This window comes from Pseudomonas sp. SDO55104_S430 (assembly GCF_054070595.1).
On the sequence record NZ_JBSVXG010000298.1, the window covers coordinates 1 to 5,852 of the forward strand.

The window sequence follows — 5,852 nt, forward strand, 5'->3', positions numbered from 1 at the left end:
ACATCTACTTGCCTGATACACCGCTTTCGCGAGCAAGCCCGCTCCCACAGGGGTTTTGCGTGTGTGGCGGGAATCAGGCTTTGGCGGCCGTGGCCACGACTTCCACGCGCATGCCTTCTACCGCGAGGGCGGCAACGCCTACCGCGGCGCGCACCGGCCATGGCTTGGCGAAGTAGCGCTTGTAGACTTCGTTGAACGCGGCGCGGTCGGTCATGTCGGTCAGGTAGATGGTCAGATGCATGACCCGGTCCATGGAGCTGCCGGCGCCTTCCAGTGCAATCTTCAGCGCTTGCAGGGTGCATTCGCTCTGCACGGTGATGTCGCCCAGTTCCAGGGTGCCGTCGAAGCGGGTCGGGATCTGCGTGGTCATCAGGATGCCGTTGAACTCGGCAACATCGGAGGAAATGGAATCCTGGTCGGGATCGGGATAGAAGACGACGTCTTGATTGGCCATGGGGCTCTCTTGTTCGAGGAGGTAAAAGGGACGTCCGTCAGTCTATCAGACGTCCCCACTGCCGCTGCTAGACCCTTGGCTGATGACTGGTCACGCAGTGAATACCCCCGCCACCGGCGGCGATGGCATCGATGTTGAGCTGCACCACTTCGCGATCCGGATAAAGCCTTGAGAGCAGGTCAAACGCCTTGCGATCGGCCTCCTTGTCACCGAATTCCGGCGCGATGATCGCCCCGTTGATCACGAAATAATTGATGTAACCGGCGGCAAAGTCGTCATTGCCCTGGCTGAACTTGCTCTTGCGCGGCTTGAGCGGTGGCGACACGGTATGCACCTGCAACTTGCGACCATCGGCGTCCGTGGCGTTTTTGAGGATCTCCAGATGGGCCTTGGTGACCTTGTTGTCGTAGGACCGCGGATCGGTGTCGAGGTTGGCGATCACCACCCCCGGCTTGACGAAGCGTGCATAGAAATCGACATGGGCGTCGGTGATGTCCTTGCCCTTGATCCCCGGCAGCCAGATGATCTTGCGCAGGCCCAGGCGGAATTTCAGCTCTTCCTCGACCTCAGCCTTGGTCCAGTCCTGATTGCGGTTGGCGTTGATCCAGCTGCTTTCGGTCATGATCCCGGTGCCGTGACCGTCCACTTCGATGCCGCCGCCCTCGCCCACCAGCTCGCTGCGCAGGTAATTGGCCTGCTCGTTGGTGGCGATCAGCGCCGCCAGCCGGGCATCCTTGCTGTGCCACTGCTTGTTGCCCCAGCCGTTGAAATTGAAATCCACGGCGCCCAGCCCGCCCTTGCCATCGACCACGAAATTGGCGCCGATGTCGCGCATCCAGATGTCATCCAGCTCGGTGATGACGTAGGTGACATTGGCGCTGCCGCAATGTTCCTCGGCCAGGTCCCGCTCGCTCTTGCGGCAGAACACGGTCAGCGGCTCATAGTCGGCAATAGCCCGCGCGATGCGCCCGAGCGCCGCTTGCACGTCCGGGGTGAAGTCTTCCCATATCGCATCCTGAGCGCCAAAGGCGATGAAGGCCTGCTCATGTTTGTCGCCCTCATCGGGCATGTACCAACGCTCTGCGCTGGCCGCCAGCACGGCGGTGGGTGACAAGCCGAGCCCGGTGAAAGCGGCTCCCATACCGGCAAGCACCAATACCTGTTTGATGAAATCTCGACGCGTCGACATGTAGATGTTCCTGAAAATCGGCCGGCAGATCATGCCGGCCCTTAATTACTGGCTTGGGTTTACTGGCTTGTGGCCGTTTTGAACTTGGTCCAGGTGCGCATGCGGGCACGCATGTCGGCCTGGGGAATATCTTTGCCCGGGATCAACCGCGCGTAGGTGGCTTCATCAATATAGATGTCCGGGTTGTCGCGCATGCTTGCATCCACACCGGGACGCGCCTTGGCGTTGGAAGTCGGGTAGCCGGTGAAGTTGCTGATGGCGGCCATGTTCTGCGGGCGCATGATGAAGTTGATGAACGCATAGGCGTATTCCGGGTGTTTGGCGTCCACGGGAATGGCCATGGTGTCCATCCACACCGTCGTGCCTTCCTTGGGAATGCGGTACTGGAAGGTGGTCTTCTTGCCGGCCGAATCCGCGGTGCGCTGCGCCTGGGTCATGTCGCCGCTGTAGCCCAGGGACAGGCACAGGTTGCCGTTCACCAGGTCGGTGACCGGTTGCGACTGGAACTTGCGAACGTACGGCCGCAGTTTCTGCAGCAAGGCGCTGGCTGCCTTGAGGTCTTCGGGCTTGGCGCTGCGCGGTTCGCGGCCCAGGTAGTTGAGTACCACCGCCAACACTTCGTCGGGCGAGTCGATCACCGAGATGCCGCAATCGGCGAATTTCGCCGCCAGCTCAGGCTTGAACAGCATGTCCAGGCTGTTGACCGGCGCGTCGGGCATGCGCTGTTTGATCTGTTCGTCGTTATAGGTCACGCCAATGGTGCCCCAGGTGTAAGGCACGGTGGCCCCGGCGGAATGCTCGTACTGTCCGCGCAGTTTCTGCAGACCGGGTTCGATGTCCGAAAGCTCCGTGAGCTTGGAGCGGTCCAGCGGCATAAGGCTGCCGGCGCGCATCAGCCGTTCGGCCACGGTGTCGCCCGGGAAGATCAGGTCGTAACCGCTGCCACCGGCGAGCATCTTGGCCTCCAGGGTTTCGCTGCCGTCCATGACGTCGTAGATCACCTTGATCCCGGTTTCAGCGGTGAAACGGCTCAGGGTGTCCTCGGCGAAATAATCAGCCCAGTTGTACAGCCGCAGGGTCTTTTCTTCGGCATGCAGCGCCGGCACCGCAGCGCTGATGGCCAGTGCGAGGGCGGCGGGCAACAGTCGATTGAAGGTACGCATGTCAGACCCCCTGGGCATTCCAGCGTGAGTGAATGTGGCGACCGTCCTGGCTCAACAGCGCCCCGTACATTTCCGGGCGACGATCGCGGTAGATGCCCCAGCTCAGACGCTCTTCGCGCATGGCCGCAAGGTCGAGGCTGTGCACCAGCACGCCGGTGCTGTCGCGGTCGGCCTCGGCGAGCAGCTTGCCCTTGTGGTTACTGATGAAGGACGAGCCGTAGAAGCTCATCTGCAAGGTCGGATCCGTGGTCGCCGCTTCCCGGCCGACGCGGTTGGAAGCCACGACAGGCAGGATGTTGGCGGCCGCATGACCGCGCATGGTCATCTGCCAGTGATCCCGCGAATCCAGCGTCGCGCAGCCGGGCTCGGAGCCGATGGCCGTCGGGAACAGCAGCACTTCGGCGCCCATCAAGGCCAGGCAACGGGCGGTTTCGGGAAACCACTGATCCCAGCAGATGCCGACGCCGATGCGCCCGAACGCGGTGTCCCAGACGCGGAAACCGGTATCGCCAGGGCTGAAGTATTCCTTCTCCTGATAGCCGATGGCGTTGGGGATATGGGTCTTGCGATACACCCCCAGCAGTCGCCCGTCGGCATCGGCTACGCACAGCGAATTGAAGTAAGCGTTGCCGGCCTTTTCGAACCAGCTCAACGGCAACACCACGCCCAGCTCCCGGGCCAGCGCGGCGAAGCGCTTGAGCACGGGGCTGTCGCCGAAGGTCTCGGCCAGGGCCAGGTGCTGGTGGCTTTGCTCGATGCAGAAATACGGCGTGGCGAACAGCTCCTGCAACAGGATCACCTGGGCGCCCTTGGCGGCGGCCTCGCGGACCAGTTGCTCGGCTTGATCGAGGTTGTTTTTCAAGTCCCAGGTGCAGGGCATCTGCGTGGTGGCGACGGTCAGAATCGTCATGGCATCAACCCTCCACCGGCCAGGCCGGTTGCTGCTGAGTGATGCAATGCACCCCGCCGCCGCCATGGGCCAGATGATTGATGCGCACCGGCACCACTTCGCGCCCGGGGAAGGCCTGGGCCAGGGTTTGCGCGGCGACGTTATCGGCGGCGATGCCGTAGGCCGGCATGATGATCGCGTCGTTAGCGATGTAAAAGTTGGTGTACGAGGCGCAGAACACTTCGGCTTCGGTGTCCACCGCTTCGCTGGCTTCAAACAGCTCGATCATTTCAAACTTGCGTCCGCGAGCATCGGTGACCAGCTCCAGGGCGCGACGGTTTTCCCGGGCGACTTCGGCGTACACCGAGCTCTGGTCGCGGGTGGCGTCCACCAGCAATACGCCAGGGCGAGCGAAGGCGCAGACGCCATCGACGTGGCCGTCGGTCATGTCGCCGGTGACATAGTCCGGATCGCCCGGCAGCCAGATGGTTTTCTTCACGCCCAGAAGACGACTGAAGATCTCTTCCATCTCGGCCTTGGTCACGCCCGGGTTGCGGTTGGGGTTGAGCAGCACCGATTCGGTAGTGATCAGCGTGCCTTCGCCGTCGACATGAATGGCGCCGCCTTCGTTGCTCAGCGGCGTGCCGAAGCACGGCAGGCCCAGGTGATTGAGCGCACGACGCGCCAGGCCTTCGTCCAGGTCATGGGCCGACTTGCCGCCCCAGGCGTTGAAGCGCCAGCTGACCCCGGCCAGGCCTTGTTGCGGGTGGCAGACGAAGCTTGGACCGGAGTCGCGGCACCAGCTGTCGTTCACCGCCAACTCAATCAGCTCGATGTTCGGACCGCACAGGGCCTTGGCGCTGGCGACGGCGGACGGATCGACGACCATTTTCACCGGTTCGAAACGGGCAATGGCGTTGGCCACACCGGCGAAATCCTGCTGAACCTGCGCCAGGGTCACGCGCCAGCCTGACTCCCAGAGTTCCTTGTTGTGCGGCCAGACCATCCAGGTGGCGGCATGGCGAACCCACTCCGCCGGCATCATCCAACCGCTATTTCCCATCTCGTTCTGCTGCATGATAAAAAGCCCTTTAGTTAAGCCATTGTGTTCAATGAAAACTGCCTTGGCGGTCTTGGCATGCATGCTACGGCGCGTAAAACGGGCAAACAAACGATGGATTTTGCAGAAAAGTGATTAGAGGAACTTATCAATATGCTCAAGCACTGGCCGCCACTCAGCACCCTGCGCGGCTTTGAAGCCGCCGCCCGCCTGGGCAGTTTTCACAAGGCCGCCGAGGAGCTGCACCTGACCCAGTCGGCCATCAGCCAGCAGATCCGCAGTCTCGAGGCGTATCTGGAGCAGCCGCTGTTTTTCCGCAGCGGACGCAGTGTCAGCCTGACCGACGCCGGCCATGACCTGCTGAGCACTACCCAGGCGATGCTGCAGCAATTGGCGGTGGGTATTCGCAGGCTCGGGCAATATCAGAAACCCAATCAACTGGTGCTCAACACGACCCCGGCGTTTGCCCGTCACTGGCTGCTGCCGCGTCTTGGGGATTTCCGCAGTCGGCATCCGCAGGTCGATCTGTGGATTTTCAGCACCGATGAAGTGCCGGACATGGCGACGCAGACCATCGATATTGCCGTGCGCGACGACATCAGCTCCCAGGCGGAGTGCAGCTTCAAGGTGTTGTATGCCGATCGGCTTTATCCTGCGTGCCATCCGGGGTTGTTGGCGCAACCCCGGGAGCAGCGCACGACCTTGCATGGCGAGCGGGAGATGGATTGGAGTCATTGGGCGGTGGAATCGGGGATTGATGTCGGGCAGCAGGATCAGGGGTTGAACTTCTCTGATCCGGGGTTGCTGCTGGATGCGGCTTGCGCGGGGCTTGGGATTGCGTTGGTTAGTGAGTTGTTGAGTCGGCAGGCTCGCGCGAACGGGCAGTTGCAACCACTGGTGGAACAAACCATCCGCGGCCCCAATTGGGCACTTCTGACGCATCGGGATAGTGAGAGTAATGCGCGGGGGTTTAGTGAGTGGTTGGTTGAGAGTTTGGAGAGTTATTAGATCGTGTACATATCCGTTGCTGCGGTAACGGCCACTTATGGTTCCGCTCTTACAGCGGGTCACTTTCGAAGAGCGCGAAAGTAACCAAA

The 5,852-nt window shown here is 61.7% G+C and carries 6 protein-coding genes; 1 reads left to right on the forward strand and 5 read right to left on the reverse strand.

The window, feature by feature from the left end; all coding sequences use genetic code 11:
- Positions 1–73 precede the first annotated feature (73 nt).
- From ACW9JE_RS27995 to ACW9JE_RS28015, 5 genes are all read right to left on the reverse strand, one after another.
- The gene (locus ACW9JE_RS27995) at positions 74–454 is read right to left on the reverse strand and encodes a RidA family protein (RefSeq protein ID WP_224541927.1); all 381 of its coding nucleotides are present in this window, start codon (positions 452–454) and stop codon (positions 74–76) included.
- A gap of 67 nt (positions 455–521) precedes the next feature.
- Complete coding sequence (locus ACW9JE_RS28000; RefSeq protein WP_224541925.1) at positions 522–1,643, reverse strand: agmatine deiminase family protein; 1,122 nt, start codon at positions 1,641–1,643, stop codon at positions 522–524.
- Positions 1,644–1,702: 59 nt separating this feature from the next.
- On the reverse strand, positions 1,703–2,806 hold the full coding sequence (locus ACW9JE_RS28005; RefSeq protein ID WP_457434603.1) for an extracellular solute-binding protein: 1,104 nt from the start codon (positions 2,804–2,806) through the stop codon (positions 1,703–1,705).
- Between the two features lies 1 nt (position 2,807).
- Entirely contained in the window at positions 2,808–3,716 is a 909-nt protein-coding gene (gene aguB / locus ACW9JE_RS28010) for an N-carbamoylputrescine amidase (RefSeq protein ID WP_224541920.1), read from the reverse strand.
- A 4-nt stretch (positions 3,717–3,720) separates the two neighbouring features.
- A complete protein-coding gene (locus ACW9JE_RS28015) occupies positions 3,721–4,773 on the reverse strand; it encodes an agmatine deiminase family protein (RefSeq protein WP_224541919.1) in 1,053 nt (350 codons plus the stop codon).
- A 135-nt stretch (positions 4,774–4,908) separates the two neighbouring features.
- Here ACW9JE_RS28015 and ACW9JE_RS28020 point away from each other — a divergent pair, with 135 nt between their 5' ends.
- A complete protein-coding gene (locus ACW9JE_RS28020; protein WP_457434604.1) occupies positions 4,909–5,763 on the forward strand; it encodes a LysR substrate-binding domain-containing protein in 855 nt (284 codons plus the stop codon).
- Positions 5,764–5,852 lie beyond the last annotated feature (89 nt).